General features: G+C 73.1%; 24 protein-coding genes and 1 pseudogene. 9 read left to right on the forward strand and 16 right to left on the reverse strand.

The genetic code is table 11. The features are described 5' to 3' along the window. Nucleotides 1-40 precede the first annotated feature (40 nt). Both PV721_RS05385 and PV721_RS05390 read left to right on the forward strand, forming a co-directional pair. Nucleotides 41-1063: an iron-containing redox enzyme family protein gene (locus PV721_RS05385; RefSeq protein WP_319721704.1), complete on the forward strand. Its 1023-nt coding sequence runs from the start codon at nt 41-43 to the stop codon at nt 1061-1063. Then, on the forward strand, nt 1060-1737 hold the full coding sequence (locus PV721_RS05390) for an HAD family hydrolase (RefSeq protein WP_319721656.1): 678 nt from the start codon (nt 1060-1062) through the stop codon (nt 1735-1737). The genes PV721_RS05385 and PV721_RS05390 overlap by 4 nt, the downstream gene beginning before the upstream one ends. Here PV721_RS05390 and PV721_RS05395 read toward each other — a convergent pair. After that, the gene (locus PV721_RS05395) at nt 1725-2231 is read right to left on the reverse strand and encodes a flavin reductase family protein (RefSeq protein ID WP_319721657.1); all 507 of its coding nucleotides are present in this window, start codon (nt 2229-2231) and stop codon (nt 1725-1727) included. The genes PV721_RS05390 and PV721_RS05395 overlap by 13 nt on opposite strands. A 233-nt stretch (nt 2232-2464) precedes the next feature. Between PV721_RS05395 and PV721_RS05400 the strand changes: the two genes are divergently transcribed. The 3 genes from PV721_RS05400 (at nt 2465) to PV721_RS05410 (ending at nt 4184) form a co-directional block, all read left to right on the forward strand. After that, nucleotides 2465-3007, forward strand: coding sequence for a hypothetical protein (locus tag PV721_RS05400; protein ID WP_319721658.1), 543 nt, complete (start codon nt 2465-2467; stop codon nt 3005-3007). A gap of 1 nt (nt 3008) precedes the next feature. Further along, the gene (locus PV721_RS05405; RefSeq protein ID WP_319721659.1) at nt 3009-3569 is read left to right on the forward strand and encodes a hypothetical protein; all 561 of its coding nucleotides are present in this window, start codon (nt 3009-3011) and stop codon (nt 3567-3569) included. A gap of 201 nt (nt 3570-3770) precedes the next feature. After that, nucleotides 3771-4184 carry a hypothetical protein gene (locus PV721_RS05410; protein WP_319721660.1) on the forward strand — a complete coding sequence of 138 codons (414 nt, stop codon included), beginning with the start codon at nt 3771-3773 and terminating at the stop codon, nt 4182-4184. Between the two features lie 89 nt (nt 4185-4273). Here PV721_RS05410 and sigJ read toward each other — a convergent pair whose 3' ends face one another. Next, nucleotides 4274-5227 (reverse strand): RNA polymerase sigma factor SigJ, encoded by a 954-nt coding sequence (gene sigJ / locus PV721_RS05415; protein ID WP_319721661.1) that lies wholly within the window; start codon nt 5225-5227, stop codon nt 4274-4276. Between the two features lie 172 nt (nt 5228-5399). On the opposite strand from sigJ, the gene PV721_RS05420 reads away from it, so the two are divergent. Continuing rightward, nucleotides 5400-5804 (forward strand): hypothetical protein, encoded by a 405-nt coding sequence (locus PV721_RS05420; RefSeq protein ID WP_319721662.1) that lies wholly within the window; start codon nt 5400-5402, stop codon nt 5802-5804. A gap of 137 nt (nt 5805-5941) precedes the next feature. Here PV721_RS05420 and PV721_RS05425 read toward each other — a convergent pair whose 3' ends face one another. From PV721_RS05425 to thpR, 14 genes and pseudogenes are all read right to left on the reverse strand, one after another. Beyond that, nucleotides 5942-7357, reverse strand: a complete 1416-nt coding sequence (locus PV721_RS05425; RefSeq protein ID WP_319721663.1) for a HAMP domain-containing sensor histidine kinase — start codon at nt 7355-7357, stop codon at nt 5942-5944. Continuing rightward, complete coding sequence (locus PV721_RS05430) at nt 7354-8076, reverse strand: response regulator transcription factor (RefSeq protein WP_319721664.1); 723 nt, start codon at nt 8074-8076, stop codon at nt 7354-7356. The genes PV721_RS05425 and PV721_RS05430 overlap by 4 nt, the downstream gene beginning before the upstream one ends. Before the next feature lie 25 nt (nt 8077-8101). Further along, the gene (locus PV721_RS05435) at nt 8102-8668 is read right to left on the reverse strand and encodes a hypothetical protein (RefSeq protein ID WP_319721665.1); all 567 of its coding nucleotides are present in this window, start codon (nt 8666-8668) and stop codon (nt 8102-8104) included. Nucleotides 8669-8771: 103 nt separating this feature from the next. After that, nucleotides 8772-9560 carry a cytochrome c biogenesis CcdA family protein gene (locus PV721_RS05440; RefSeq protein WP_319721666.1) on the reverse strand — a complete coding sequence of 263 codons (789 nt, stop codon included), beginning with the start codon at nt 9558-9560 and terminating at the stop codon, nt 8772-8774. After that, the gene (locus PV721_RS05445; RefSeq protein WP_319721667.1) at nt 9557-10174 is read right to left on the reverse strand and encodes a TlpA disulfide reductase family protein; all 618 of its coding nucleotides are present in this window, start codon (nt 10172-10174) and stop codon (nt 9557-9559) included. The genes PV721_RS05440 and PV721_RS05445 overlap by 4 nt, the downstream gene beginning before the upstream one ends. After that, a complete protein-coding gene (locus PV721_RS05450) occupies nt 10171-10935 on the reverse strand; it encodes a thioredoxin family protein (protein ID WP_319721668.1) in 765 nt (254 codons plus the stop codon). Before PV721_RS05450 ends, PV721_RS05445 begins: the two co-directional genes overlap by 4 nt. Nucleotides 10936-11200: 265 nt before the next feature. After that, complete coding sequence (locus PV721_RS05455; RefSeq protein ID WP_319721669.1) at nt 11201-11749, reverse strand: hypothetical protein; 549 nt, start codon at nt 11747-11749, stop codon at nt 11201-11203. Nucleotides 11750-11941: 192 nt separating this feature from the next. Further along, nucleotides 11942-12808, reverse strand: a complete 867-nt coding sequence (locus tag PV721_RS05460; protein ID WP_319721670.1) for a CAP domain-containing protein — start codon at nt 12806-12808, stop codon at nt 11942-11944. 223 nt (nt 12809-13031) lie between these two features. Beyond that, complete coding sequence (locus tag PV721_RS05465) at nt 13032-13535, reverse strand: metallophosphoesterase (RefSeq protein ID WP_319721671.1); 504 nt, start codon at nt 13533-13535, stop codon at nt 13032-13034. A gap of 127 nt (nt 13536-13662) precedes the next feature. After that, a complete protein-coding gene (locus PV721_RS05470; RefSeq protein ID WP_319721672.1) occupies nt 13663-16662 on the reverse strand; it encodes a hypothetical protein in 3000 nt (999 codons plus the stop codon). 432 nt (nt 16663-17094) lie between these two features. Continuing rightward, nucleotides 17095-20514, reverse strand: a complete 3420-nt coding sequence (locus PV721_RS05475; RefSeq protein ID WP_319721673.1) for a hypothetical protein — start codon at nt 20512-20514, stop codon at nt 17095-17097. A gap of 93 nt (nt 20515-20607) precedes the next feature. Next, nucleotides 20608-21266: pseudogene (locus PV721_RS05480) on the reverse strand (maleylpyruvate isomerase N-terminal domain-containing protein). Nucleotides 21267-21315: 49 nt separating this feature from the next. Next, nucleotides 21316-22236: a class A beta-lactamase gene (gene bla / locus PV721_RS05485; RefSeq protein ID WP_319721674.1), complete on the reverse strand. Its 921-nt coding sequence runs from the start codon at nt 22234-22236 to the stop codon at nt 21316-21318. An 82-nt stretch (nt 22237-22318) separates the two neighbouring features. Continuing rightward, nucleotides 22319-22903: an RNA 2',3'-cyclic phosphodiesterase gene (gene thpR / locus PV721_RS05490; protein WP_319721675.1), complete on the reverse strand. Its 585-nt coding sequence runs from the start codon at nt 22901-22903 to the stop codon at nt 22319-22321. A gap of 259 nt (nt 22904-23162) precedes the next feature. Between thpR and PV721_RS05495 the strand changes: the two genes are divergently transcribed. From PV721_RS05495 to PV721_RS05505, 3 genes are all read left to right on the forward strand, one after another. Then, a complete protein-coding gene (locus PV721_RS05495; RefSeq protein ID WP_416371030.1) occupies nt 23163-24329 on the forward strand; it encodes a glycosyltransferase in 1167 nt (388 codons plus the stop codon). 219 nt (nt 24330-24548) lie between these two features. After that, nucleotides 24549-25310 carry a two-component system response regulator CseB gene (gene cseB, locus PV721_RS05500; protein WP_319721676.1) on the forward strand — a complete coding sequence of 254 codons (762 nt, stop codon included), beginning with the start codon at nt 24549-24551 and terminating at the stop codon, nt 25308-25310. After that, nucleotides 25307-26602 carry a HAMP domain-containing sensor histidine kinase gene (locus PV721_RS05505; RefSeq protein ID WP_319721677.1) on the forward strand — a complete coding sequence of 432 codons (1296 nt, stop codon included), beginning with the start codon at nt 25307-25309 and terminating at the stop codon, nt 26600-26602. Before cseB ends, PV721_RS05505 begins: the two co-directional genes overlap by 4 nt. Nucleotides 26603-26679: the final 77 nt, after the last annotated feature.

Consider the following 26679-nt stretch of genomic DNA (forward strand, 5'->3'; position numbering starts at 1 on the left):
TCCCAGCCCCGGCGCGACGGCGACCGCCGCCGGCCCCCGCCTGACCGAGGGTCGGGGCCCCCTGTCCACGGCCGTGGCCGAGGCCCTGCGGTCCGGCGGCCCGCCCGCGTACGCCACCGGGTCCGTACTGAAGGCAGACCCGTGGGGTGAGGACCTCCAGCTCGCGCTCTACCTCCTCTACGAACTGCACTACCGCGGCTTCGACGGCGTGGGCGACGAGCGCGAATGGGATCCGGACCTGCTGCGGCTGCGCCAGGCCCTCGAAACCCGCCTCCTGCACGCCCTGCGCACCGAGCTGTCCGACGCTCCCCGAGCACGATCGGTCGAGGAGGCCTTCGCCCCGCTGCTCGTCGAGCCCGTCGACCTCTCAGGCAGCCTCAGTCACCGTCTCGAAACCGAGGGAGAGCTCTGGCATTTGCGCGAGTACGCGGCCCTGCGCTCCCTCTACCACCTCAAGGAGGCGGACCCGCACGCCTGGGTCATCCCCCGGCTCACCGGACGGGCCAAGGCCGCCATGGTCGCCATCGAGTACGACGAGTTCGGAGCCGGCCGCGCCGACCGCATCCACGCCCAGCTCTTCGCGGACCTCATGACCGACCTCGGGCTGGATCCGGCGTACGGCCGCTACCTGGACCGCGCACCGGCGCCCCTGCTCGCGACCGTGAACCTCATGTCCCTCTTCGGTCTCCACCGGGCGTTGCGAGGCGCTCTCGTCGGCCACTTCGCGTGCGTCGAGGTCACCTCGTCACCCGGGTCCAGGCGCCTGGCCAAGGCCATGCGGCGCTGCGGGGCGGGACCCGCCGCCGAGCACTTCTACGCCGAGCACGTGGAGGCCGACGCCGTCCACGAACAGGTCGTACGGCACGAGGTCATCGCAGGCCTCCTGGCCGACGAGCCCGGGCTCGAGGCCGACATCGCCTTCGGGTGCGCGGCGACGGTCCTGCTGGAGGACCGCCTCGCGGCCCACATCGGCGAGGCCTGGGACCAGGGGCGCAGCGCGCTCCGGTCGCCCCTGCCGGCACCAGCCACCTCGCCCACCGAGCCCGGAGGGAGGCGGACATGAACCGTGCCGCCCTGTTCGATGTCGACGGCACCCTCGCCGACACCAATCACCTGCATGTGGTCTGCTGGTGGGAGGCCCTGCGCCAGGCAGGTCACGACGTCGCGATGCACGACATCCACCGCGCGATCGGACTGCCGGGGGAGGACCTCCTCGCGCACCTGCTGGGCGAGGACCGGGACGCGAGCGGGGACGACGCGCTCAGCGCCGCGCACACCACCCTCTACGGCACGTACTTCGACCGGCTGCCCGCCCTGGACTCGGCAGCCGAGCTGCTGCGCGAGCTGGACCGCCGGGGTTGGCGGGTCGTGCTCGTGACCTCGGCGAAGGACGCCGAGCTCGACGCGCTCAGGCGGGCCGTCGGCGCCGACGACGCCATCACCGCGACGGCGAGCTCCGACGACGTGAGCGAGGGCAAGCCCGCAGCCGATCCGGTGCTCCTCGCCCTCGGCCTCGCCGATGCCGCCGCGCGCGACGCCGTGTTCGTCGGCGACACCGTGTGGGACATGCGGGCGGCCTCCCGGGCCGGCGTCGCGTGCGTGGGGCTGCTCTGCGGAGGCATCGCGCGGCGCGACCTGGAAGAGGCCGGGGCGCGGGCCGTCTACCGGCACCCCGCCGACCTGCTCGCACACATCGACAGCAGCCCGTTCGCCGAGGGCGGGCCTCACGCGGGGTGACCCGGCGTGATGTCATCGGCATCGCTGTAGCGCAGCAGCTCGACGGCGGACCCGTCCGCCCCGTCGTCCCCGGGCGGGCCCTCCTCGACCGGTGCCAGCAGGAAGCCCACGTGGTCGCCGCCCTCGATCCGCCCTTCGACCTTGCCGACGAACCAGGTGCGCACGTCCGTCAGCACGGGACTGCCGTGCCTGCTGGGCCGCCAGGAGACCCGCGCGAGCTTGTCCACCCGGTCGCCGCTCTCGCCGCCGAACAGCTCTGCCAGCCCGTGCTGGTCCCGGCGCAGTACGTGCACGGTGAGGTACGGGGCTCCGCGCGCCACGCGGTAGGTGTGATTGGCCGTGGACAGCCACACGACGAAGCGCGGCGGACGGATCGAGCACTGGGAGGCGAACCCCACCAAGCACCCCGAGCGCTCCTCGCCGGCCGCGACCGTGACCACGTACATCGGCCCGTCCAGCACGCCGGTGAAGCCATCGAGCCCGGTCTCGGGCATGACCACTCCTCTCACCGGTGAGCGGCTACCCGGCCCGACGCCTTCGAACCGCGCCGCTTGAGCCGTGATCCGCCGGGTAGGCGCAGCGTGGACGAGATCGGTGCACGACAGCCGTGCACGACATCCTCTACGAGATCATCGCCGGTTGGCCGCCGGGCCGCGCGGGTTTGCCCCGCAGAGACAGGGGCAGCCGCGTGAATGAATCCGACGAGGCCCCGGAATGGAGGCCGAACATGTCATCCAGCACACTCATCGCCGTCATCGCCGTCGCAGCGGTCGTCGTGATCGCGCTCACGGTCGCACTGTGGGCGATGGCGCGCCGACGGCACCTGCAGCACCAGTTCGGACCCGAGTATGACCGCACGGTCGAGGCGGAGGGCGGCCGGATGGCCGCCGAGCGCGAGCTGCGCGCCCGCGAGCAGCGCCACGACAAGCTGGAGATCAAGGAACTGCCCGCCGAACGGCGAGACCTGTACGCCACCGAATGGAGCACCGTCCAGGAACATTTCGTCGACCGGCCGGAGGGCTCCGTGGAGGAGGCCGACGAACTGGTGTCGCGACTGATGCGCGAGCGGGGCTATCCCACGGACGACTACAGCGGCCAGCTGCGCGACCTCTCGGTCGAACACGGCCGGACCCTGGAGCACTACCGGGCCGCCCACGACGTCAAGGTGCGCAGCGCCGACCAGCGGACGACCACCGAGGAACTCCGCGGAGCGATGGTGCACTACCGCGCCCTGTTCGACGACCTGCTGACTGACCAGAGGAGCCGGTGAGATGCGTAACCACGAAAGCAACGAAGAACGGGTCGGCGACGCCGGCATCACGACGGAGGACATCGCCCGTCCGGTGCCGGCTTCGGACCCGGGCACGAACCGCGAGTTCGACGACGGCGGTGGCGCGCCGGCCGACGGGCGGACGCCGCCCACGTACCCGGGGGAGGCCACCGCGGACGCGGGCGCCGACGAGCCGGGGAACTTCGAGAACGGCGACGAACGCCCGACGGATCGCACGGAAGCTACGGATCGCACGGCGGGGACCGGCCCCGCGGACGCGGCCGACGGCGTCGACGAGCCGCTGCTCGGTGCCGAGGACACCGCGGACTACCGCAAGGCGTGGAACGAGATCCAGGGCCGGTTCGTCGACGACCCGCAGGAGGCGGTCACGTCGGCGGACGCCCTCGTCGCCGAGGTGATGCAAACCCTCGCCCGTACCTTCTCCGCCCACAAGCAGGGGCTCGAAGGCCAGTGGGGCCAGGGCGAGCAGGTGGCGACCGAGGAACTGCGGCTGGCACTGCAGCACTACCGGTCGTTCTTCAACCGCCTCCTCAACACCTGACCCGCGAGGGTCACGCGAGGACCAGGCTTCGCGTTCCGCGGCGTCGATCTTCCGTCGCTCTGCGCCGCCGTCGGGGATCCCCAATCGGCTGGAACCTGCTGCGGGGCGACCCGGACCGCGATCGGCTCCGGCCCCCGCCGGAGGACGGTCGCGCGCCCCGGGTCGCCCCGCAGCGTGCCGGAGCGCAGGATGGAACAGGTGATGACCGTGTTGGTGGTCGGCATGCCCGACGGCGAGCAGCTGGAACTGCTGCGCTCGGGCATCCAGCGCAACCCACACTTCCGGGTCGTGTCGCATGCCCACGACCCCGCCGTCGCCCTCGCGCACGCCCGCGTCCTGCTGCCCGACATCACGGTCATGTCCCTGCCGGCCGGGCTCGACCTGCTAGACGCGGACCCGGACGTCCTCCGCGTCTTCCACGGGGTGCGCACCCTGGACCCGCCGAGCGGTGTGGTGCTGCGGACGGCCGCCGCCCAGGTGCCCCGTGCGGTATCGGGCCTCACGGTCGAGGGAGCCGTCCACGTCGTGCGCGAGGGGGACGCCGACGCCCTGATGCGGGCCCTGCGCACGATCGGGCTGCGCCGGGCCAGCTGCGACCCGGACGAGATGCCCTGACCCGGCGACGGGGCGGCCTGTCAACCGACCTTTTGCCGCACCACCGGCCACCCGCCGGACCACCTTCGCGGCGCGGCTGAGGGAGTGGGTCAGCTCCGTGCGTTCTCGGTCCACGGGCGGAGTTTTTCCGGGTTGCGGACTGCCCAGATGCGGGTGATGCGGTTGCCGGTGAGGCTGAAGGCCGCCACGGTGACGGTGAGGCCGGAGTGCTGGGCGACGAGGCCGGGCCGGCCGTTGACCGTCCGTTCCAGGAGGGTCAGCCCGGGGGCCTTGTCCGAGATGTGGATCAGGTACTGGGCGATGCGTTCGCTGCCTTCGACCGGGCGCAGGACGGTGCCCACCATGCCGCCGCCGTCGGCGGTCATCGTGGCGTCGCGGTCGAGGAGGCCGACGAGGGCCTTGATGTCCTTGGCCTCCCAGGCCTCCTTGAAGTCCCGTACCAGGCCGGCCTGTCCGGCCGAGGGAACGGCCGGGGTCCGTGCGGCCTGAATGCGGCGGCGGGCCGAGGATGCCAGTTGGCGGCAGGCCGCGGGCGTCCGGCCGACGATCTCGGCGACTTCGGCGAAGGGGTAGCGGAACACGTCGTGGAGGATGAACGCCACGCGTTCGGCCGGTGTCATCGACTCGAGGACGACGAGGAAGGCCATGTTCACCGACTCGTCGAGGGTGATCCGGTCGGCGGGGTCCGCCGGTTCGGCGCTCGCACCGCCGGTCCGACTGCTGATCCATTCCGTGCGGTCGGGGAGCGGCTCGGGTATCCACGCGCCGACGTAGCGCTCGCGCCGGGCCCGCGCCGAGCCGAGCACGTCCAGGCAGATGCGGCTGGCCACCGTGGTCAGCCAGGCGCCCGGTGACTCGATGGCCTGCTGCTGTTGCCGCGACATCGCGTACCAGCGGGTGTAGGTCTCCTGTACGGCGTCCTCGGCCTCGGCCAGTGAACCGAGCAGCCGGTAGGCGAGGTTGATCAGCTGGCGCCGCTCGTCGACGACCGCGCTCAGGTCCGGCTCGGACCGGTCGCGCCCTGCCTCGGATGGGGTGCTCATGGTCGTGACCGCTCCCTGGTTCTTTCTCGTCCGCTTCGGCTCTCCACACGTCGACGAAACACCGCGCCGGAATGTGAGTTCCACGTCCCGCCTCACATTTCACGGCCCTGTGTCGTCGGACCGACGAGACACTACCGATCCACCGCCGCGAGGCAGATGAGGGGACCGCGTCATGGCCACACAGACGACAGCAGTACGGGGCAGGATCACGTTCCTGCAGGTCTCGATCGCCCTGCAGACCTTGGCCATCTTCTTCCAGGCGGCAACCGCCGGACTCCTGCTGACCTCGTCGTTCGGCGCGACACTGCACGACGTCGGCTCACGCGTGATGTACGGCGCATCGATGCTGTACGTGCTCGCCGCGGTCCTGGCGTGGCGGCCGGGCGGCGGCTCGCCCCGCCCGATCCTGTACTCGTCCGGCTTCCTCGTCCTCGCATCGGTGCAGGTGGTGCTGGGCATCGCGCACATGCCGTCGCTCCATGTCCCCCTGGGCATCCTGATGTTCGGCCTGAGCATGCTGGACCTGGGCCGGGTGCTGTCCGCCCGCAGGCCGGAACGTACCGGCAGACGGGCGTAGCACCGCGGACGCGCCGGCGCCCTGCCCGCGGGGATCGGGCAGGGAGCCGGCGTCACGGTGCAGGGAGCGTCAGGTGGGCCCGGGCTCCGGTGGGCTGTAAGCCATTGGGGAGGCCGTGGGGACGGCGCTCCCCGGCCTCAGGTCCGCGGTCGGCGGGTGGCCCGCCAGGTCGGACGGCGGCGGGAGAGGCGCGGCCCGCGGCCCGTCGGCGACGGCGTGGCCAGCGCGAACGTCACGGTGATGTGCGCGCCGCCCAGGGGGCTGCGCGTGATGCGCATCGCGCCGCCCGTGGCGGTCGCGGCCCGCTGCGCGATGTCGAGACCCAGCCCGGTGGAACCGGTGCTGCTCCCGCGGGAGAGGGCCCGGTCCGGGTCCGGGATGCCCGGCCCGCCGTCCTCCACGACCAGCTCCACGGCGTGGGCGGTACGCACGACGCGGACGCCGAAGGGGGTCCCGGACGCGGTGTGGCGGAAGATGTTGCCGATGAGTGCGTCCACCACGGCGGCGACGTCGTCCTCGGACAGGCCCACGGCCGTGGGTTCCTGAGTGAGGTCGAGGGAACAGCACCGCTGCTGCTGCTCCGCCAGGACCGCCCAGAAGGCGGTGCGGCGGCGGACGACCTCGGCCGCCTCGCAGCGGGGGCCGGGCGTCCCCTTGCCCGCGGCGCGGTTGCCCGTGGGGGGTTCGGCGGCGAGCATGCCCTGGCCCATGGGTCCCACGGCGAGCGGAGTGCGCGCCGTGGCGATGATGGCCTGGAGTTCCGTCTCCAGTTCGCCGACCGCCGCTTCGACCCTGGCCGATTCCGGGGTGCCGGCCATCCGCTCCGATGCCAGGTGCAGGGCGGTCAGCGGGGTGCGCAGCCGGTGGGACAGGTCGGCGACGAGTTCGCGTTCGACGGCGAGCAGTTCGGTCATCCGGTGGGCCATCGCGTTGAAGGCCACGCCCGCCTCGCGCAGTTCCTTGGGGCCCATCGGGTCCACCCGGGTGTCCAGGTCGCCCTGGCCGAGGGCGCGCGATGCCTGGGCGAGCCGCTTCGAGGACCTGACGACCTTCGCGCCGAGGCGGTCGGCGACCAGCACGGATCCGCCGATCAGTCCCACGGCGAGGAAGAGCATGACCGCCCAGGACTCCTTGACGCCGCGGGTCAGTTCCTCCTCGGGTACGAAGTTCTCGATGACGGCCACCTGCTCCCCCGGAAGCACCACGGGCTGCAGGCAGATCCAGCCGCGTGGAACCTCTTGCGAGATGGACTCGCGTCCCCGCTGTGCCCGTTCGAGCAGTTCCGCGGGGGCCTTGGAGCGGCCGAGGGGCCCGGTGTCCGGCAGGTGGACGACCAGGTGCTCGGCGGCGTCCAGGCTCGCGGCGGACTCCCGCAGGGCCGCCGGGTCCGTGGTCAGCGCGAGGACGGGCGCCAGGGCGGCGGCACGCTGCTCGGCCGCGGTGACGCCCTGCTCCTTGACGAGCGACATCACCAGTGCGGCCAGCGGTATGAGGAAGGAGAGGGCGACCATGGAGGTCACGGCGAGCGCCACCCCGGCCAGTGAGCGTCTCAACGCGGCGCCACCAGTTTGATGCCGACGCCGCGGACGGTCAGCAGGTACCGCGGGGCCGCCGCGCGTTCGCCCAGTTTGCGGCGCAGGGACGACAGGTGCACGTCGACGGTCTGGTCGTCCACGTACGGCTCGCGCCAGACCTCGGTCAGCAGGCGGCGCTTGGAGACGACCTGACCGGTGTGGTGGGCGAGGAAGGCCAGCAGGTCGAACTCCCGGCGGGTGAGGCGGAGCTCCCGCCCGGCCAGGTACGCGGTGCGCGCGCCGGGGTCGACGGCCAGTTCGCCCACGGTGGTGGGGCGCAGCGGTTCGGCGGCCGGCGCCACCGGCGCCCCCGCCGCGGCACCGGTCGACGGGACGTGGCTCGTGCGCCTCAGGACGGCGGAGAGGCGCGCGACGAGCTGCCCCCCTGAGAAGGGCTTGACCAGGTAGTCGTCGGCGCCCGCGTTGAGGAGCTTGATGATTTCGGTCTCGTCGTCGCGGGCGGTGGCCACCAGCACGGGAACGGAGGATATGCCGCGGATCATGCGCAGTGCGTCTCCTCCGTCCAGATCGGGCAGTCCCAGGTCGAGGACCACCGCGTCGACGGGCGCCTGGGTGACCTCGCGCAGGGCGCCGAACCCGTCGCCCGCGCTGCGCACGGCATACCCGTGCTCCGCCAGGACCTCGATCAGTGACTGGCGGATGCTGGGGTCGTCTTCGACGACCAGGACGCTCGGCATGGGCACACCTTAGGGGCTCCCGCCCCTAGCCGGCGTCGAAGGTAGGGCCGTCACGGGTGACGCGCAGCTGCACGGGGCGGTCGGAGACCGGAATGGTGCAGCCGTCCTGGGTGCTGCAGCTCGCGTAGCCGAGCAGCAGGGTCGCGTTCCCGTCCCCGTCGGCGCGGACCGGCAGGGTGGTGGTGACGGGGCCGTCGGGGTAGACCGGGACCGGGGCGTCGACACCGGGCACGCTGATGGACCGTACGTCCTGGGCGGCCGTCAGCTTGCCCTCCGCCTTGAGGACCCCCGCGACGGCCATCGCGGTCGGGCGGCCCACGTCCTCGATGCCGGTCGCCGGCAGGTCGATGCTGTAGAGGTGGAACCCCTTGCGCTCGGGCGTGAAGACCGCGGTGACGGTGCCCTTCGAGGCGTGCCAGTCGGAGACCGAGAGGGTGACGGTGACCCCGTTCTCGCTGAAGCGCGTCGTGGGCGCGGTGGCGCCGGCCCCGGCGTCGGGGACCTTGGCGGGCTGCTGGCCGCATGCCGCGAGCGCGGCCAGACAGACGAGGGCGGCCGCGATGCGGGCCTTCCGGGAATGCCTGACATGCACGGAAAGGTTCATGGCTGTCTCTGCACTTCTGTGTCACGGATCACGGGATCGGATCGAACCGCGGGATCGAATCGGTTCTTCGTCTTCGAGGAGCAGGACGGCTCTAGAGGGCCGTGCTGAAGTTCGCGCTCCACAACTGCATGCGGTACACGAGGTCGTTCCACACCCCGGTGGCCAGCAGGGCGCCGACGAGCACGAGCATGCCGCCGCCGATCCGCAGCACCCACGGGTAGTGGCGTTTGACCAGGCCGAACGCGCCCAGGGCGCGCCGGAACGCCAGCGCCGCCAGGAGGAACGGCAGGCCCAGCCCGAGGCAGTACGCCGCCATCAGCAGGGCTCCTCGGGCCGCGCTCGCCTCCGTCCACGCGAGCGCCTGGACGGCGGCCAGCGTCGGGCCGATGCACGGGGTCCAGCCGACCGCGAACACGGCTCCCAGCAGGGGCGCCCCGGCGAGCCCGAGAGCGGGGCGCCGGTGGCTGCGGAACTCCCGCTGGGTGAACCCCGGCAGGAACCCCATGAAGGACAGCCCCATGAGCACGGTGAAGACGCCGAGCACCTGCGTGACCACCTCCTGGTGGGCGAGGAGGGTACGGCCGAAGTACCCGAACAGGGCGCCGCCGGAGACGAGTACCGCGGTGAAGCCCAGGACGAACAGCAGCGCCCCGGTTGCCATGCGGCTGCGGCGCCCGCCGCGCGCGTCCGCCAGGTCGGCGACCGACAGGCTGGTCACGTAGCTGAGGTAGCCCGGTACGAGCGGCAGTACGCACGGCGACAGGAAGGAGACGAGTCCCGCGACGAAGGCCACGGGGGCCGCGATCGCCAGCGTGCCGTTCACCAGGGCGGGTGCGTCCGCGAGGGCGAGCGTCCGGTACACGACCGCCGCCCCCGTCACGACTCCTCCTCCACCACGCGCGCGAGCAGGGGCCGCAACTGCTCGCCGGTGACGGCGCCGCCGATGGCGACGGCGATGCGTCCGCGGCGGTCGATCACGAGGGTCGAGGGGACCGCCTGCGGGTTGAGCAGCTCGGGAGGGAAGCGGAGCAGGAGTGCGCCGGAAGGGTCGTGGAGGCTCGGGAAGTCCAGGCCGTGCTCGCGTACGAACGACCGGGCCGCCGTCCGGTCCGGGTCCCGGGTGTTGATGCCGAGGAAGCGGACCTCCTCGACCGGGGTCTCCCGGCTGAGCCGCGCCAGGTCCTCGGCCTCGGCCCGGCAGGGGCCGCACCAGGAACCCCAGACGTTGAGGACGACGACGTGGCCCCGGAAGGCGGCGAGGCCGACCGGCTCCCCGTCCAGGTCGTCGCCGGCCAGCGCGGGCGCGTTCCGCCGGGCGCCGGGGTCCAGGACCTTCGCCTCGGCGGCCCGGGCGACGCCCGCCCGCCCGTCCGGCGCCCCGGCGCCGCCGTCGTCGGTCACGAGGCCGGCGAGGAGCAGACCGGCCGCCACTGCGAGGCCCGCTCCGGCCGGAACCACCACGGCCCTGGGGAGGGACCGCCCCATCCGTCTCATGACGCCCACTTGCGCAGGAAGGAGTTGATGCCGTCCGCGGTCAGGGACGGGTTGCCCGTGACGTGGGTGTCGGTGCGCACCGTGCCGGAGGAGGAGACGACGACCAGGACGGGCATCGTGTACGTCCCGCCGGACGGGCTGTACTTGCGCAGGAGCGCCGAGTTGGCGGAGCTGTTGCCGCCGATGTCGATCTTGACGAGGTGGTACGAGGCTCCGAGGATCCCCGCGGTCTGCGGCTGGGCGAACACCTTGTCGGCGGCCTTGCAGTTGCCGCACCAGTTGGCGCCGAAGTCGAGCAGTACCGCCCGCCCGTCGGCCTTGGCCGCCCGCAGGGCCGCCTCGATCTGCTTCTGCGCGTCGGCCGAACTGTCGTATCCGGGTCCGGGTATCCGGGCCGGCTCGGGTGCGGCGGAGGTACGGGCCGGCTTGGCCGACGTCCGGGCGGGGGAGGCCGATCCGGACGCGGCACGCGACGGAGTGGCGGACGCGGACGCGGACGGCGACGCCGAGGCGGTCGGGGAGGCCTCGGGGGACGCGGTCGCGGACTCCGACGCGGACGGGAGGGCCGCCTCCACGGACTGCCCGGCCGTGGAGGGCGCCGCGGAACCGACGGGCTGGGAGGCCGGCCCGCAGGCGGCGGTCAGCCCCGCCGCGACCACGGCGGCGGCGACCAGCGGCAGCCGCGTCCGCAGGGGCGCGGCGGAGCGGGGAGCCGTCGTACGGAGGTCGGCGCGAACGGATCGGAGCAGGCGAGAAGTCATGGCGAAGACACCCCAAGGCACGATGCGGACTGCGGGAGGGCCGATGCCTCCCGGCTCGGCGGAACCGACGGCCCGCGGGTTCGCCGGGTGCGGTTCCCCGGCGCCGAGGGCCGCTCGGCTGACGCGAGCATAGGCCCCGTCAGGGCCTGCGGAACCGCCTCGGCACGATCTTGAGGTTGCCCTAAGGAAGCGCTCACCTTCCGCTTCGCCGGAGCGCGGCGCACGAGGGCGTACAAGACCCCGAACCGCGCAAAACGGACCGACGTCAGAACGAGGATTCGCGGACGCTCGCCTTCGCCGCCGGGACGATCGTCGCCGTGACCACCGACCGGTGGTCGGCGCCGGAGAACGTGACGGTGAGGGTGTCGTCCGACGTCTGCGCGGTGGTGGCCTTGAAGCCGCGGCTGGGGATCGCGGAGATCAGGCAGACGCCCCGGCTGCCGTACCGCACCGTCACCTTGCCGCCCTGCGAGGGGACGGTGTGGAGGCCGGCTCCGCCCTCCTCGCAGTCCACGGCGCTCTTCGGCGCGGTGGTCCGGGGAGTTTCGGGCGAGGCCTTGGCGGGGGTCGCGGCCGAGGGGGTCGGGCGCTGCGTCACGGTGGGCGAGGGGCTCGCGGACGGGGACGGCGTGACCGGCGCCGCGCTCCCCGCCTCCCAGGCCGGAGGCGTGTCGATGACCACCGGGGCGGACCGCGCGACCGGGGGCGTATGCCGGGTCGAGCCGACCACGAACTGGACCGTGGCGAGCACGGCGGTCACGCTGGTGGCCGTGCACGACAGCCATATGAACAGGTAACGCGGAATCCGGGGCACGGCCCCATACTGACCGACCCGCCGCCCGGCCCGGCACCGCCTCCCCCGAAGAGCCCCGGGGCCCCGGCGGGCGGGCCCGCGGCGGGTCGGTGAACGCCGACGTCCTCCGACCCGCGGGACGGGTCGGAGGACGTGTGTGGGGGGTGGCTGACTGTTTCGGTACGCGGCGGGGGTTCGCCGGTCCGGGTCCCGCTACTTCGGGGTGCCGAAGTTCTGCGTCCACCACGGGCCGCCGTCGCCCTTGTGGACGCCGACGCCGATTTCCTTGAAGGCGCAGTTGAGGATGTTGGCCCGGTGGCCGGAGCTGTTCATCCACGCCTTCATGACCGCGTCGGGGTCGGCCTGGCCTCGGGCTATGTTCTCGCCCAGGCGGGACCACCCGTATCCGGCGGCCTCCACCCGGCTGGTCATGGTGGACCCGTCGGGGCCGGTGTGCGACATGACGCCGCTACGGGCCATCGTGTCGCTGTACGTCCGTGCGGCGTTGCTCAGCCTGGCGTTCATGGTCAGTGCGCCGCACCCGGCGGCGGCCCGCTCCTTGTTGACCAGGGCGAGGACCGCGGACTCGGCATCGCCGTTGACGGTGCCGGAGCCCGAGCCCCCCGAGCCGCCTGAACCGCCCGAGCCCCCGGAACCGCCGCCCGTGGTCGTGGAGGGCTTGCGCGTCGGGTCGGCGGCCCGGGTCGCCGCCGACTTGGCCGGAGTGCTGCTCTCCGCCGTGTCGGGCTCCGGCGGAGCGGCGGATTCGGAGGCGCCGGCGTCCGGTGTGCCGGACGGGCTGGGGCTCGCCGTGGCCGTGGCGTCGGTGGTGGGAGTGGGGACGGCAGGGGAGGGTGCCGTCCCCACGCCGTCACCGGTCCCCGCGGACTTGGCCGCAGGACCGGCGGCGCCGTCGGCCCGCCGGTCTCTGCCGGCATCACCGTCGGAGTCGGCCACGGCGACCCCGACCGCCACCGCCGCGGCCGCCGCGGTGACGGACAGAACGATGCGGGTGCGCACCGTCCTCTTCCGTCGCGCCTCGGCGCGGGACGGCGTTTCGGGAGTGTGGCTGCGGCTCATGACGGTTACACCTCACAGGAGAAGGGGAGGAGGGGAGTCCGGCTGAGCCTAGGTCGCCGACCATCGAAAAGAGCGCGCTGGAGGGGTTCTTCAGGTTCCCCTAAGGAAACCCGCAGGGCCAACACAGGGACGAGCCGGACAATCGCCCCAACTCGGCTGTCCCGGCACGCGCGTTGCCGCGTGGCGGAGCTCACCCTCGGCCCGGATACGACGGCCCGCGGGTTCAGGACCGCCCGGGCAGCCGGTGCAGAACGACGTCGTGCAGGGCGCCGTCCGCGACCGTGAGGGTCAGGAAGGTGTGGTGGGGCTGTCTCCGGCGGTCCGTGGGAGAGCCGGGGTTGAGCAGCCGCAGCCCGCTCGGGGCCGTGGAGTCCCAGGGGATGTGGCTGTGGCCGAACACCAGGACGTCCGCGTCGGGGAAGCGGGCGGCGCAGCGCTTCTCGCGCCCGTCGGCCGGGCCGGTCTCGTGGACGACCGCGAAGCGCAGGCCGCCGAGTTCGGCGCGGGCGACCTCGGGCAGCCTGCCGCGCAGGGCGGGCCCGTCGTTGTTGCCGTACACGGCGATCAGGCGCCGCGATTTCGACTCCAGCAGGTCGAGCGTGGCCTCGTCGGTCCAGTCCCCGGCGTGGACCACCACGTCGGCTTCGCCGACGGCCGCCAGCAGGCCTTCGGGCAGGCGCCGGGCCCGTGCGGGTACGTGGGTGTCGGAGGTCAGCAGCAGCCTCATGGGCTCACCGTAGACGAGGTGCCGTCGCCTCGTGGGGGAACCGGCCACCGCCGGAGTACCGAGACTGCCGGGGGGCGCGGCCCCCCGGCAGTCTCCGTACGATCGCCCGCTGCGGCGGTGCCGGTCCTTACGGCCTGACCCGCACCGAATCGCAGCCGAGGGCGCGGTAGACCGTGCCGTCGGCGGAACGGAAGTCCGCCCTCAGGCAGGCCACGGTGGACTGCGCCGTCAAGCCGCTGTCCGCGGGCTTGAAGTGCATCACCATGTCGAGGTCCGCGTCGCGCGTGGTCTCGTCCAGTTCGTACGAACGCTCGATGTGGCCCCTGTTGTGAACCTCCCTCGCGCCGGACACGGCGCCCGTGTCGAAGACGTTGCCCCGCAGGCCCCAGCGGGCCGAGAGCGCGTCGATGGTCGTCGCGTCGAAGGCGAGCGGAAGCCCGTACTCACCGGCCGACGTCGTCAGCGCGGCCAGTGTCGCATCGGTGTTGAGGTTGATCGTGTTCGGGAAGCCCTGCGGCCGGACGTTGACGGCGATCGGCACGACACAGTCGATGCGGAACGACGCGGCCTTGGAGTTGTTGGCCGTGTCGGGATCGATCGCGTTCGGATCCTTCAAGGTGATCGCGTAGTTGAACGAGATCGTCTTGTAGCCGGGTGTCTGGCAGCTCAGGGTGAACGCCTGGCTGATGGTGCGCGGCGAGCCGACCGTGAGCGCGATCTGTTGCGCCGAGGTCGTCGCCGGTGACACACCGGCTCCACCGCCGGCGGTGGCGGTGCCGGCCAGCACGGTGTCCACGGGGCTCGACGGCCCGGCGTTCTCGACCGTCACGTCGACCGTGGCCCGGGCGGACTGTCCGACCAGGATTTCGAGCGGCGAGGACGTGCTCACTGCCGTGACCTTGGCGTCCGCCTTGGTGATGACGAGGGTGTCCGCCGAAGTGGTGTCGTTCCCGGGGTTCGGATCGGGTCCGTACAGGTTGTCGACGACGGCCCTGGTGGTGACGGACCGCTGTCCGCCGGGGTACAGGAAGCCGGGCGGAACGTCCACGCGGATGTCGAACGCCCTCGACGCGTCATCCTCCAGGCTGCCGAGGTTGCAGGTGACCAGAAGCCCGGAACGCACGCACGGCACGCTCGAGTCGACGAATGCGACGCCGTCCGGGAGGGTCGTCTTCACCTCGGTCGAGTGGGCGGGGTTGGGCCCGTGATTGGTCGCGGTCACGGTCAGCTTCAACCGCTCACCGGCGCCGACCGGGTCGGGACTGTCGGCGATGGTGACGCTCACGTCCGCCGTGTTGATCTGAGCCGTCATGACGTCCCGGTCGGCGAGCGTCGGGGCCTTGGTGGTCTCGGGATTGACCGCTCCGTCCGCCGAGTTGCCGAACTGGCGGAACGGGAGGGAGACTCGGAGCCAGTCGTGGAATCCGGTGATCGTGTCCGTGTTGGAGATGTTCTGCGCGCATTCCAGCGGCTCCTGGGTCGGAACCGCGGGCGGGGCCGGGAGCGGCGGCGGCGGACTCGAAGTGTTGATGTTGGTCGCCCCCACGTTCGTCTCGAACGGCGGGTCGTTCGAGTCCCCGTCCCAGTCGATGCCGCCGGTCAGCGGGCCGGTGCGCCGGTTGCCCCGCCCGTCCTTGAAGACGGCGAGGTTGGCGTTGTCGGTCGAGTCCAGCACGACGGTCTCGTCGAGGTCGTTCTCCACCAGCGGGGGCAGTGGCGCCCTGCCGTGGGCGGGTGCCAGTCCGGGGCGTGCGCCCGTCAGTTGAATGCGCGGTGGCGAGAAGTCGATGACCGAACCGCCACCGGCACGACTGACGCCGAACTGCTCGTCGTAGTCCATGATGCTGACGTAGTTCGGCTTGCAGTTCTCGTCCTTGTTGCCGCCGTGCTGGAGCGCGAGGTTGTGCCCGAGCTCGTGCATGACGGACCCACCGTCGTGGTTGTAGTCGACGAAGTCGTTGCCGCCGATTTCACCCTGCCCGCCCGCTCCGCAGCCGGTGTCCGGCCCCCTCCCGTCGGTGTCCTGATCGCTTCGCGTGCTGATGGCGTAGCGGAAGATCATCCGCCGGTTCGTGTTGAAGTTGGGTGTCGGGAACGCTCCGCCCCCGCCCCTCTTGGCGTTGTAGAACACCGCGTCGAGACCGCAGTTGTTCAGGTGCGCGGGGAGCCGGTTCCCGCCGCCGAGGTCATCGCCGACGAGGCAGTCAGGATTGGCGGTGTCCGCCGGTGTGCAGTTGGGAGCCGGGTCTTCGACGCTCGTCTCGAGGAACTCGCCGGAATCGCCGCTGTCCACGTTGTCGCAGTCCTCGTCGGCGGCATCGGTCCGGCCGTCCCCGCTGTTGTCGATGCCGTCCGTACAGGTGCCGGGGACCTGACCCCTGCGGGCTTCGAGGTCCACGAGGTTGCCCGTGTCGACGTGCAGCCGGATGCCGTCACTGTTGTCGATGTTCTCGAACGGCGCGTCGGCGAAGGCGTCCTTCATCGCCTGGATGTCGTCGCGTGCGGGAGCCTCGCCGTCCGAGTGGTCGAGCTCCAGGAAGAGGTCCTTGTGGTCGGCCGTGGCGCCGAAGCGCGGAAGGTCGACGTCGATCGTGGTGTCGCCGTTGTCGTTGTAGCCGTTGTGCTCCCAGCCGTCGAGCAGGCCGTCGGCGTCGGCATCTCCGGTGGAGGAGTTGACACCGATGTCGAAGCAGATCTTGACGGCTTCGCCGCCGTCCCCGGTGACGCAGTTGGACGGCCAGTTGACGTCGCCGCTCCACTTGCCGTTCCGCAGGTCGACGGCCACGGTCACCGTCTCCCCGGCGCCGGACTTGATGTCGAGCCGGTCGTCGTTCGATTCCAGCTCGCCGGTGTCCGTGCAGAAGGGGACGTCACAGTCGTCGTGATCCCAGACGGCCAGGGTCAGATGCGCGGTCGGGACGTCGTTCACGGTGAACGGATCGACAAGGCCGGACATCACCCAAAAGGGCGTGATGTGGGGATCGTCGTCCACATGGTCCGTGAAGCTGTTGCCCGCGGTCCGCGTGGCGTTGATGGTGCCCGTAGCGAACTCGACGCCGGCGTAGAAATCGGCGTCACTGCGGCCGATCCCGTCGAGATCGTCGCCGACTCCGTCGACACTCGTCACGGTCAGGGAAATCGGAAACGAAGGCGCGGCGCTCGCCGACGGCGCCCCTGTCCACGTCGCCAGTCCGCAGATCACGATCATGACGACGGCGCCGACCCGGAAACGCGCTGTGCGGTACTGCGGTGGTGGTGCGCCCCGCTCATGTCCGAAAAGCCAATGAAATGCACGCCTGACGACCACTCTGCCTCCTCCGGAACGCAACCGATCAGCCTGGTGGGAAACTGTGTGATAAGAAATCAAAAAACACAGCGGCAAAGCTCGGCTCGGAGCGGAGTCGAATACCCTCGCCCGGCATGCTGAAAGTTAGCGCGTCCGCACCATGTGGCGTCAAGGGTTCGACAGGGTTGCATATTCGGTGTGTTGAATTATGGAGTCGATTTCATTTCTGCTCGGCTTATCGCACGATGCTTTGTGTGGATACTTTCTCGGTATTCATGCGGCGGGGAGGACGATGACATCGGCCGCCTCGCGCACCTCCTCTTCTCGGTGGCGGCGCAGGGCGCGGACGGCGGCTCTCCAGGGCCCCGGCCAGTTCAGGCCGGGGCCGAGGGCGCCGGCGAGGGCCGCGGCGAACAGTCCGTCGGGCAGGGTGCCGGCGGACAGGGCGCGCACGGTCCTCAGCGCCCCTTCCGCCTGCTGCACCGTTGGGGAGGCGTGCTGGTGCCGCTGGTGCAGCTGGTGGGCGCTGCGGCCGGCCAGCGCGGGGCGGTCCGCGACGGCGGCGCTCAGCTCGCGGCAGGCCGTGGTCAGTTCGGCTTCGGGCGCGGTCGGGTCGACGGCCTGGACGAGCAGGGAGACGCGCAGGCCGGTCAGCCCCGCTACGGCGGCCAACTGCCGGGCGAGCGGGGCGCACAGCGGGCCGGGCACCGTGACCATGGTCGAGCCGAGGAGGTGGTGCATCCGATGGCGGGCGGGCCGCTCGGGACCGTCGGCGTCGCCGTCCTCCGACGCGCCGCCTTCCGACGCGCAGTCCTCCGCGGCCATGGCCGTCAGCAGCCGGGCGACCGTCTCGTGGAGGGCACTGCCGGGGGCCGCTCCGCCTGCCGGACGGGGCTGCTCCGATCCGGCGATGCGCAGCAGGGTCCTGCCGGCCTCCCAGGTGAGGGGTGAGGTCAGGTCGGTGATCATGTCCGTGAGCGCCACGGTGACGGCGGGCGTGTAAGCGGCCCATTCCTCCAGGGCCCAGAACACGCTCTGGGTCGTGAACTCGTCGGCGGTGGCGAGCAGACCGGTGACCAGCCGGCCGTAACGGGACCGGTGCGCGGGAGCCACCTCGGCCGGGCCGCGCAGCACGGCGCGGCGGGCGCCTTCCGGGCCGTCGGCGACGGCGGACTCCAGCAGCGACCACGCCGCTTCGGCGGGGAGCAGGGCCGGGGCCAGGGCGACGGCGGCGCTCCGCAGGTCCGGGTGCGCGCAGGCGTCGAGCGCCGTCCGGGCGAGGAGCCGCGCGGCGTCCTCCGGCGGGAGGTGGCGGGCGGCGAGCCGCGCCGCCGACTTGCGGACGGTGACCTTCACCCCGCCTTCGCGGGTGAGCAGTTCGCGCAGCGCGGCGGCGAGGGTGTCCGGGCGGGCCCGGAGCGCCACCTGGTCGGCGACCGCCCAGAGCGCTGCGGCGTCGTCCGCGCCGGCGCTGTCGAGCAGCAGGCGCAGGGCCGTGTCCGGTGCGTCGCCGAGGGCGGCGGCCGCCAGCGCGGCGGGATCCGCTCCCGCTGCGTCGAGGCCGCCGTACCGCTGGACGAGCTCGTACCCGTATCCTCGGACCCCGGCCGCTTCGCGCAGCAGCGCGGCGCGTTCGTCCAGGGACCGGCCCGGGTCGGCGAGGGCCGTCTCCGCCAGGCGCACGGCGGCACGCTGCTGGCGGGGCAGCCACCGGTCCGCACGGCGGAAGCGGGGCAGCGCGCGGGGCGTGCCGGGCGCAGGGAAGCGGCCGGTGGGCGGAGGGTCGGCCAGCGCGTGGTCCAGCAGGTCGGTGCGGTCCGCGGCGAGCACGTCGAGTACGGGGCCGAGCACCGCCGCCGAGGGCTCCCGCTCCAGGAGTACGGCGACCCGGGCGGCCCGCGTCGCAGGGTCGGCCAGCCAGGCCGCGGCCAGGTCGGCGAAGGCGGTGTCGGGACAGTCGCGCAGGCTTTCGGCGAGGCGGTCCTGCAGCTCGGGGATCCCGTGCGCCCGGTTGCCGAACGCCTCGACGAGGGCGAGCAGCGGTGTGTGGTCGCCCTGCCCGGCCGCGGTGTCCAGCCAGGGCCGTACGGCGTCGAGCACGACGCGTTCGCGGCCGTGGCGCAGCGCCCGGTCCAGCCGGACGGCGGGTGCGAGCGAGCCGGTGCGGGCGGTGAGGGCCCCCAGCAGGTGGACGGCGAGTGCGAGGAGTTCCTCGTCGGCCGAGGAGTTGAGGAGCGTGACGGCGAGGGTGTGGACGGCGGTCCGGGTGGCCGGCGAGCAGTCGCGTGCGCGCAGGGCGTCCAGACAGAGCCGCTGCACGTCGTCGCGGCCGACGCGGCCCGTGGTCCCGGTGAGGGCTGCCGCGAGCAGCGGCGCGCGCAGGACTGCGACTGCCTCCAGGGCGGACCGACGTACGGGGTCGCGCTCGTTGCGCAGCCGGCGCGCGGCCAGGTGCAGTACGGCGGCCACCTCGGCCGGATCCGCCGCGTACCCGGCGTTGGACACCACCTGCCGCCAGGCGAAGGCCCGGTCGTCGGCGTCTCCGGAGCCGGTCGCGTCGAGGAGTTCCGGCCGGGCCTCGGCCGGCGGGAGCAGGGCGAGAGTGGGCCACAGATCGTACGTGGCCCATCGTTCGGCGCGGCCCTGCGCGACTTCCGCCCGCACCCTGGCGTGCCGTTCGGCCTCCGGCATCAGGGCCAGAACGGAGTCGGGGATGCCGCCCGAGGCGCGGCCCGGCCGTGCGGCGGTGACCGCGTCGTGGAAGGCCGCCCGGTCTGCGGGCGGCACCGCGCGCAGCATGGTGACGTAAGCACCCCGGTGGGACCAGCGGGCGGCGAGCCGGTGCAGGGACGGCGGTGCGGCCGCGACCAGCCGGCGGAGCACGGCCGGGTTCGGGGTGCGTTCCCAGCGCATGCTCTGCCGGCCGGGGTCGGCGAGCCAGCGGGCGGTCCGCTCGGCGTCCGCGTCGACCAGGTCGGCGAGCCGGTCGTGCAGCGGGTCGGGCAGGTCCCCGGGGCCGTGGCGTTCGAGGAGGTCCAGTACGCGCGCGGGGGCGGCGGGGAGGGCCGCCGCGACCCCGTTGGCGTGGTGCGGCCACCAGCCCGCGCGCAGCTGCGGGGACAGCGAGGCGAGGTCCCGTTCGGCCTGGTCGAGCACGGCTGCCGGATGGCGTCGGGCCAGCAGGCTCCAGCCCTCGAACGCGACGGCGCCGGCGAGCTCGGGCAGCATCCGGGCGGTGAACTCCGGGGAGCAGCCCGGCAGGAGCAGGGCCGCGTCCCGGTCGCCGCGCTCGGTCCGCAGCCGCAGCAGCAGGCGCTCGGCGAGGGCGGGCCGGCTGCCGTCGCGCAGCAGCCGGGCGAGGTCGGCGCGGACCAGGGCGGGGGCGTCGTCGTAGGCGGCTTGGACGGCCCGGTCGGGAACGGCCGAAGCGCGGGCGCCGCGCAGGGCGTAGCGGCGGACGACCGGGTCGGGGTCGGCCAGGCGCGCGGCGAGGTGGTCGGTGTCCGCGCCGGCCAGGGCCGCGAGCGCGGCGAGCCGCCGTTCGTACGGGCCGAGCCGGTCGAGTGCGGTGAGCAGCGGCCGGAGCTCGCCGCGGGCGGCCAGCGCGTGCGCGGTGACGGCGGTGTGCCGCAGGCGGGCCTTGTGCGGGAGGGAGTCGAGTGCGGAGAGCAGCTGTTCGACGGTGGTGATCATCAGGGCGGATTGTCACAGACACCCGCCTGTGAATCCCACCGAATATCGGATCGGGCATCGGTGCGCCCCGGGACGGCGTGCGGCGGATCCAGGTCAGCCGAGGACGAGGGGGAGCGGGAGCGGCGTGGCCGAACCGCCCAGTGCGGCCTTCTCCCCGTCGGTCGGGGCCCGGCGCCCGTTGCCGATCAGCAGCGCGTCCTTGTCGGAGAACGACGGGGGGAAGGCCGCGCCGGCGATCCTCTCCAGCAGCTCGCGCGACCGGGCGAGGCCCTCGGCGGGCGGGTCCGCCGCGTCCGGGAGGTGCGCGATCAGGTCGAGGTGGTGCAGGGTCCATTCCAGGACGTACGCGGCGAGGTAGTCGCCCGTGGTGAGCACCTCGCCGCGCGTGCTGACCGGGACGCGGGATCCGCGAGTGCGGCGGCGCGGCCGGCGGCGGAACCGACGTCGTCCAGGTGGAACTTGAGCAGCCACGGCTCCTCGTACGCGGCCGCGAGGCGGACGGTCAGCGCGTCGAGCGGGTCCTCGCCGGTCGGGGCCCCGACGAGGTTCCAGTAGGTCGCCGCGTCGCGGGTCGGCTCCGTACCGGCGGGGGTGACCAGTGTGATCAGGACGTCCTGGGCATCGATGACCAGATGGCACGCCAGGTCCCGCACGAGCCACCCGGAGCAGCCGGACGGCCGTGCGAAGTCCTCGTCACGGAGTCCGGCGACCGCCGTGCGCAACGCTGCCCAGGAGCGTGAGAGGAGGTCCACGGCCGCAAGCCTGGTGCGGTGCCGTGAACCGGTCGGGTCGGGCGAGCCGTCACGAGAGCGCTGCCGCCAGCGCCGTGGCGGCCCTCGCGACCAGTGCGTCGGTACGCGGCGCGGCAGCCTCCGGCTTGGTGGTCAGCACGGCCAGCACCACCGGCGGCCGCCCCGGAGGCCAGGCGATCCCCACGTTGTTGTTGGTCCCGTACGATCCGGTGCCCGTCTTGTCCCCGATCACCCAGTCGGCGGGCAGGCCGGCCCGGAAGCGGTCGGCGCTCGTCGTGTTGGCCAGCAGCCACCGCGTCAGGAGCTCCCGGTGCCGCGGGGCCAGGACGTCGCCGAGCACGAGCCGCCCGTATGTCCGCCCGATCGCCCGCGGGCTGGTCGTGTCGGTCACCCGCGAGGGCTCGGCCGAGTTCAGCTCCGGCTCCCACCGGTCGAGGCGCGTCGTACGGTCCCCTACGGAACGGCAGAAGGCGGTGACCGCGGTGGGGCCGCCCAGCTCGCGCAGCAGAAGGTTGGCGGCGGCGTTGTCGCTCTGGGCGATGGCCGCGGAGCACAGCTCGGCCACCGTCAGCCCGCCGGCGATGTTCTCGGGCCGCTCCGTCACCGTGCCGCCGCCCGCGGACGTGACGTCCTCCTGCGTGTAGTGGATGCGCCGGGCGAGGAACTGGCCGTCGCGGTCCAGGTCCCGCATCACGGCAGCCACGGCGGGGGTCTTGAACAGCGAGCACAGGGGGAACAGCTCGTCCGCGCGGTACAGCACCGTCCTGCCGGTGGCCGTGTCTCGCGCGTACGCCCCCAGCCGCGCGCCGTACTCGCGCTCGAGCCCGCGCAGCTGCCGGACGACCTCGCCGTCCCTGCCGTCCCCGCTGTTCCCGCCGCGTGACGCCGCACGCGCCGCGCCCGCGGGCAGGGCCGCGGTCAGCGCCGCCCCCGCTCCCAGAGTCAGTACTGCTCGACGGGTCCGTTCCACGTCGGCTCTCCTCTTCCCTTGACGATCACGTGGCGACGAAGACGCCAAAGATGATCAATCCGGTTCCGTCCGGCCGCCCGTTTCAGTCCGTACCGTCGAAGCGCCAGGCCTGGATGTCGCGGTAGTGGATGGGTCCCGGGCCGCGGCCCGTGTTGCTGCCGACGAGGTGGAGCCGCTGGGTCTGCCACGGGCGGCCGGTGAACGAGGCGAGCCCGGCCGCCGCCTCCACCGCGCTGGTGCGGTCGTTGCGGCGGGAGCGGGCCAGCGTCAGATGGGGGCGCAGGGGCCGCTCCTGGAAGTCGATGCCGCACGCGCGGACCGTCGCGCGCACGTCGGTGGCGAGGAGGTGCAGTGCGTCGAGCTCTCCGTCGATTCCGGTCCACAGGACCCGTTCGTCGAAGTGTCCGCCGCCGCGCAGTGACAGCTTCAGGGGCCGCCGGGCCGCCGCGAGGTCCGCGAGCGGCTCCTTGAGGAGCGGAACGGCGGCGACGGGGAGCTCGCCGAGGAAGGCCAGGGTGATGTGCCAGTCCTCGATGCGGTTCCAGCGCATGTCCGGGTACGCGGCGTAGGCGGGCCGCAGCCGCTCGGCCAGCTCTTCCTTCGCGTCGTCGGGCGGGGCGAGCGCTATGAACACGCGGACCGTCTCGGCCTGGATCTTTTCGTTCACGAGGGACTTCGTACCGTGTCCGGGCGGGTCCAGTCACCTTTGCGTTCCCTGCGCGCGGTGAGGCAGCGGACGGCAAAAGGAAGGGCAAGGAGGTCACCGACTCCTTGCCACGCTCAACATATAGCGCACCGGGGGCCTTGCGGCAAGACCCCGCTCGTGCCGCAGAATCGCCCATCGAACCTGGAATCTGCGGAAGTTGGGGTTGTTCACGTTGCGTGTGTTGTTGTCGACGTACGGGTCGCGCGGAAGTGTCGAGCCGATGGCGGGTCTCGCGGTCGCCTTGCGGGAGCTCGGCGCGGAGGTGCGGGTGTGTGCGCCGCCGGATGCGGAGTTCGTCGAGCGGCTGGCCGGGGTCGGTGTGGAGATGGTGCCGGCCGGGCAGCCGGTCGGTCCGATGGTGCACTCGGTGACGCCGGGTTCGGCGGTGGGGCTGGCGCAGCGCGTGGCCGACCTGATGGGCGCGCAGTTCGAGACGGTCGCCGCGGCGGCCGTGGGGTGCGACGCGCTGGTGGCGACGGGCCCGTTGCCGGCCGTGACCGGCGCGCGGTCGGTGGCCGAGAAGCTGGGCATCCGCTACGTGCACGCGAGCCACCAGCCGGTCGCCCTGCCGTCGCCCCACCGGCGGCCGCCCGCGCGGCGGGGCCGGCCGTTGCCGCCGGGGGTGAGCGACAACCGGGCGCTCTGGGAGCTGGACGCGCGGATCGCGAACGAGATGTTCGCCGAGGAGCTGAACGGCCGACGGGCTTCGTTCGGCCTGCCGCCGGTGGACAACGTCCGCGACTACGCCTTCACCGACCGGCCGTGGCTGGCCACGGACCCGGTCCTGGACCCCTGGCAGACGACGGACCTCGACGTGGTGCAGACCGGCGCCTGGATCCGGCCCGACGAACGCCCGCTCCCCGCCGGCCTGGAGGCGTTCCTGGACGCCGGCGCACCACCGGTCTACGTCGGCCTGGGCAGCACGCCCGTCGGCGCCCCGGAGGAGTTCGCGCGGACGGCCGTCGACGCGGTGCGCGCGCAGGGCCGCCGCGTGGTCCTCTCCCGCGGCTGGGCCGGCCTGGACCGGGTCGACGACCGGGACGACTGCTTCGTCGTCGGCGAGGTCAACCAGCAGGCGCTGTTCCGCCGGGCGGCCGCCGTCGTGCACCACGGCAGCGCGGGCACCACGACCACCGCCACCCGGTCCGGCACGCCCCAGGTGGTCGTACCCCAGGGAGGAGACGCACCGTACTGGGGCAGCCGGGTCGCCGACCTGGGCATCGGGACCGCCCACGACGGCCCGTCCCCGACCACCGGGTCCCTGTCGCTCGCCCTCGAGGCCGCCCTGACGCCCGAGACCGGCGCACGGGCGACGGCCGTGGCCGCCGGGCTCCGTACCGACGGGGCGACGGTCGCCGCGAAACTGCTGCTCGACGCCGCCGGCTGATCCACGCCGCGATCCCGGCGCGGCGCACCGCCCCGGGCGGCTTTTGTATCGGGCGGGTATCAGGGAACGCTTGGTCGTCCATCGAATGAGTGCGCCGGGGCCGTGGCGGACGGCCACGCCCGATGCCTGCCATATCGTTCCTTTCAGGTCCCGCCCGCGCCTGGGCGCGGACGGGACCTGCCCGTTTCCCACGACCGTCCGAACAGGAGCCCTCCGCCCGTGTCCTCGTCCGTCCCGCCCCCGGCACCGGCTCCTGCGCCGCCCGTTCGCGTGCTGCTGGTGGAGGACGACGACCTGATGCGCCGCTCCTTCACCGTCGCCCTCGAGCGCTACGGCTACCGGATGAAGACGGCGGCCGACGGGCTGGCGGGGCTGGAGCTCTTCCGCGAGGAGAGCTTCGACCTGCTCATCCTGGACGTGATGCTGCCCGGCCTCGACGGGATCGGCCTGTGCCGCAGGGTCCGGGAGACCAGTCTGGTGCCGGTCCTCATGATGTCGGCCCGCGGCGACGGGCTCGACGTCGTCGCCGGTCTGGAAGCCGGCGCGGACGACTACGTGGTCAAACCCGTGGACACCTACGTGCTCGTGGCCCGCATCCGTTCGCTGCTGCGGCGGGCGACCTACGCGCCCGCGCCCGCACCCGCCCCGGAACCCGGCCGGGCGACCGGCGACGACGGGCCGCCACCGTCCGCGGGGGAGACGCTGGTCTTCGGGGACCTGACCATCGACACCGGCGGCCTGGAGGTCTTCGTCGCCGGAAGCCCGGTGGCGCTGACCCCGACGGAACTGAAGCTGCTGCTGGCGTTCGCCGCCCACCCGGGCATCGTGCTGGAGCGCCACACCCTGCTGCGGGACGTGTGGGACTACGGATGGGACGGCGACAGCCGCGTCGTGGACCTGTGCGTGCAGCGACTGCGTAGGAAACTCGGCCGCGACAGGATCGAAACGGTCCGCGGCTTCGGCTACAAGCTCAGGCGATGAGGCCGGTGCGCCCGTTCCACCGGCTCCGGCCGGCCCGCGTGTCCCTGCGCTGGAAGATCGCCGCACTGGCCGCGGCCACGGCGTTCCTGGTCGTGGCGGCCGTGGGCGTCCTCGTGCACGTGTGGACCGCACAGGACATCCGCAGCCGGGCCGAAGCCCAGGCCTTCAACACCGTGTACTCCGCCATGGCCACGTACCGGCGCACCGGCACGCTGATCGACGGCGCCGAGCTCGATCCTGCCGAGCTGCCCGCCACACTGCGCCGGCCCGCCGACGGCGTCCGGCACGTCGCCCACGACGGGCACGTCGAAGGCAACGTGGGGCCCAGCGCCTGGGCCGCCCAGCGCACCGGCGGGCCGGACAGCCCGGTGCTCGCCGTCCGGGTCAACATGAGCTCGGAACTCCACGAGCTGCAGCAGCTCGACGTCAGCATGGCGCTGGCCTCGATGGTCGCGCTCGCGGCGGCCGCGCCCCTCGCGGTCTACGGAGCCGGGCTGCTCGCCCGCAGGCTGCGGCGGGTCTCCGAAACCGCGGGCCGGATCTCCGCCGGGGACCTGGACGCCCGGACCGGGCCCACCGAAGGCGGCGACGAGGTGGCCGACATCGCCGCCACCGTCGACCTGATGGCCGACAGCCTCAGCCGACGGCTGCGCACCGAGCGCCAGTTCACCGCGGATGTGGCCCACGAGCTGCGCACCCCCGTCGGCGGTCTGCTGGCCGCCGCCGACCTGCTGCCCCGCGGTGAGACGGAGGATCTGCTGCGGGCCCGGGTGCGGGACCTGCGCGGGCTGGTCGAGGACCTCCTGGAGATCTCCCGGCTCGACGCCGGCGCCGAACGGCCGGTGCGCGACCGTGTCCCGCTCGGCGCGGTCGTCTCCGAAGCGGTGGCGCGCACCGGCCTCGACACGGAGGTCACCGTCACCGCTGCCGCCGACCCCACCCCCCAGGGCCCCCGGGCCGCCCGGGCCGGGGAGACGGTGGAGACCGATCCGCGCCGCCTCGAACGGATCGTCGGCAACCTCGTCGTCAACGCCCACCGGCACGGAGACACCCCGGTGCGGGTCACCGTAGAGAGCCGGACGGTCGTCGTGCGCGACCACGGCCCCGGCTTCCCCCGGGACCTGCTCCTCGACGGCCCGCGCCGCTTCCACACGGGCGGCACGGGCCGCGGCTCGGGCCACGGCCTGGGCCTGACCATCGCCCTCGGCCAGGCCCGGCTCCTCGGCGCCGAACTGCGTTTCGAGAACGCCCCGGAGGGCGGCGCGGTCGCCACCCTCCGTCTGCCGGCCTGACCACCGGCCCCCTACACGACCGATACGAAGCGGAGCGGACGCCGATACGCGGCGGCCCGGACCCCGATACGTTCCCC

Origin of the sequence: Streptomyces sp. MB09-01 (genome assembly GCF_033794505.1) — a bacterium.
In the GTDB taxonomy this organism is placed as follows: Bacteria; Actinomycetota; Actinomycetes; order Streptomycetales; family Streptomycetaceae; genus Streptomyces.

Excerpts from the sequence above, each read along its gene's own strand:
- PV721_RS05390 (WP_319721656.1), top strand. The coding sequence starts at position 1,060 with ATGAACCGTGCCGCCCTGTTCGATGTCGACGGCACCCTCGCCGACACC.
- PV721_RS05400 (WP_319721658.1), top strand. The coding sequence starts at position 2,465 with ATGTCATCCAGCACACTCATCGCCGTCATCGCCGTCGCAGCGGTCGTC.
- PV721_RS05475 (WP_319721673.1), bottom strand. The coding sequence starts at position 20,514 with ATGATCACCACCGTCGAACAGCTGCTCTCCGCACTCGACTCCCTCCCG.
- PV721_RS05410 (WP_319721660.1), top strand. The coding sequence starts at position 3,771 with ATGACCGTGTTGGTGGTCGGCATGCCCGACGGCGAGCAGCTGGAACTG.
- PV721_RS05465 (WP_319721671.1), bottom strand. The coding sequence starts at position 13,535 with ATGAGGCTGCTGCTGACCTCCGACACCCACGTACCCGCACGGGCCCGG.
- PV721_RS05395 (WP_319721657.1), bottom strand. The coding sequence starts at position 2,231 with ATGCCCGAGACCGGGCTCGATGGCTTCACCGGCGTGCTGGACGGGCCG.
- PV721_RS05505 (WP_319721677.1), top strand. The coding sequence starts at position 25,307 with ATGAGGCCGGTGCGCCCGTTCCACCGGCTCCGGCCGGCCCGCGTGTCC.
- PV721_RS05460 (WP_319721670.1), bottom strand. The coding sequence starts at position 12,808 with ATGAGCCGCAGCCACACTCCCGAAACGCCGTCCCGCGCCGAGGCGCGA.
- PV721_RS05405 (WP_319721659.1), top strand. The coding sequence starts at position 3,009 with ATGCGTAACCACGAAAGCAACGAAGAACGGGTCGGCGACGCCGGCATC.
- sigJ (WP_319721661.1), bottom strand. The coding sequence starts at position 5,227 with ATGAGCACCCCATCCGAGGCAGGGCGCGACCGGTCCGAGCCGGACCTG.
- PV721_RS05495 (WP_416371030.1), top strand. The coding sequence starts at position 23,163 with ATGGCGGGTCTCGCGGTCGCCTTGCGGGAGCTCGGCGCGGAGGTGCGG.
- PV721_RS05445 (WP_319721667.1), bottom strand. The coding sequence starts at position 10,174 with ATGAGACGGATGGGGCGGTCCCTCCCCAGGGCCGTGGTGGTTCCGGCC.
- PV721_RS05430 (WP_319721664.1), bottom strand. The coding sequence starts at position 8,076 with ATGCCGAGCGTCCTGGTCGTCGAAGACGACCCCAGCATCCGCCAGTCA.
- PV721_RS05450 (WP_319721668.1), bottom strand. The coding sequence starts at position 10,935 with ATGACTTCTCGCCTGCTCCGATCCGTTCGCGCCGACCTCCGTACGACG.
- PV721_RS05420 (WP_319721662.1), top strand. The coding sequence starts at position 5,400 with ATGGCCACACAGACGACAGCAGTACGGGGCAGGATCACGTTCCTGCAG.